This is a genomic window from Pseudomonas sp. MWU12-2345, assembly GCF_023242385.1.
In the GTDB taxonomy this organism is placed as follows: domain Bacteria; phylum Pseudomonadota; class Gammaproteobacteria; order Pseudomonadales; family Pseudomonadaceae; genus Aquipseudomonas; species Aquipseudomonas gingeri_D.
Genome location: NZ_JALLJA010000044.1, coordinates 1 through 1,997, shown reverse-complemented (window position 1 = coordinate 1,997; position 1,997 = coordinate 1). Strand labels below are relative to the sequence as shown.

The window sequence follows — 1,997 nt, the reverse complement described above, 5'->3', positions numbered from 1 at the left end:
CGTTCAGATCCAGCTCAGTACCCTCACCGCCATTGGCGGCTTGCAGGAGCTTCGGCCTGGCGTCCAGCAGATCGTCCTGGGCGAGGGGCAGTACCGCCAGATCGAGTGGGGCAGATGGCGGCGATTCGCTGCCCCCGCTGGGGGTCACGGTGTAGGTGACTGTCACCGGCCGGCCCAGGTTGTAGGCGATCACCTCGACCGGCATATCGATCTCGCGGCTGGTGGGAAGTGTTTGTGCCGGGGTGACGTAGGAACCCTCTCCCGCAGTACCTGCCCAGGTCACGCGGACCTGATCACCGGGTCGGATGCCGTAATTCGGAATGACCACGGTCAGGGCATCCTTGGCCGCCACCGGATTGAGTTGCTGGTTGGGCGAAACTCCGGTGGCCTGCTTGACGCTGGGAGCGGCCAGGTCCATGGCCGTGCCGATATCCATCGGCAGGACCTCCGAGGGACTGATCCTTCCCGTCACACGCTTCACCCAATAGGAGGCCTTCACGGTCCCTCCCTCGTTGTTCTTGATCAGGTCGAAGTTGATGGAGAAAGGGATATCCGAAGTCTCGTTGATTTCAGTGATCGGGGTGGAGTCGGTTTTGATCCCGGTTCGTGAGCCGTTCCAGACGTAGTGCACCTTATCGCCGCGAATCTGCCCGTCATATTGCCGGACAATCAAGCGAGTCCCAGCGGGCACATCCGCAGGATCAAGGACACCGTCCTGCTCGCCTTCAACATCAGGTGGAGGTAGCTCGGCGACGGGCTCGCCGATGTTCAGCAGGTCGGCATGCAAGGACTGGCGACTGACGACTTCGCGGGCGTCCGTATCGCGCAGCAGCAGGTAGAAGAGCTCCAGCGTGCCACCGTCGATGGCGCGCAAATGTTCACCGTCGACCGAGATGTGAAGCGACTCTTTGTCCCTCTCTTCGCCATGGCTGATCAGGCGAAGAGGAAAGGATGGAAAGTAAATCTGGGTGCCTCGCGTGCCGAGCCACTTCAGGTCAATGGCTTGGCCCTCGGTCATGCTTTCATCCCAGGGAATCTCGATCAGGGTATAGGGCAACGCGGGATCAAGGGTGCCGGCGATAGCGTCCTCGGCGATGGGCGCGGCCAGTTGCCTGGCTTCGCCGATGACCTCGATGAACTGGCTTTTGGAGCGCAGGTCGGCGGAGCCATCCGCCTTGACCAAACGGTAGGAGAGCGCCGCCCGGGTGTTGACCAGTAGACGGACATCGATGCTGGGCATGGGAATATCGACGATGCTGGGCACACTGGTAACGGTTTTAAGCTCATACACACGGTCTACCGTTTCTCCCTCTAGCGAGATGCCTCGCAGGCGTATCTCGATCTCGTCGCCCGGGGCGAAGTCGGTGCGGCCGGGGACGAGGTTCATCGCCATGACGCGAGCGGTCACCGTGTCGGGGTTGGGCAAGGTGTCCATGTTCAGGACGTTGTTGAAGGCTTCCTCGATAATCGGCGCGGTGAGCCGTGAGCTGCCGGTGTCAACGTCGATACGAATCGTGGCGCTCCAGTCCTCGGAGCGGTTATTGACCACATCCAGGACATAGAAAGCCACTGGAATGCCGTCGGCCTCGGAGTCGCCTTCCTCGTCGATCACCGCCTTGTCGACGGTGATGACAATCACGTGGTTGTCGGGGTCGTTGGCTTCCTCGTCTGTCACAACGTGCTCGATTTCCTCGCTCCCCCAGTACAGGCGAATGCGGTCGCCTTCTTCGATATTGGGATAGGCCGGCATCCCGGCAACGGGGGATTTGATTTCGATCGGAACGAAGGGGGTATCGGCATCGACGCCCTCCAGGAGGATATCTTCGGGAATCACCATATGCAGTTCGGAATGGCCGGGAGTACCGGGGTCCATGTCGCGTCCGCCGGGGCGTGTCAGCTTGATGTAGATGTTGGTGCGGGGCGAAGGATCGGGATCGGTACCGGGCAGCGTGACCGTATAGTCCAGGATGAAATAACCGGTGGTCAGGCGATCAGAC

The 1,997-nt window shown here is 60.9% G+C and carries 1 pseudogene; it reads right to left on the bottom strand.

Annotated features, from left to right (window positions below):
* Positions 1 to 1,997, bottom strand: a pseudogene (locus M5C71_RS33550) (hypothetical protein); the annotation flags it as partial.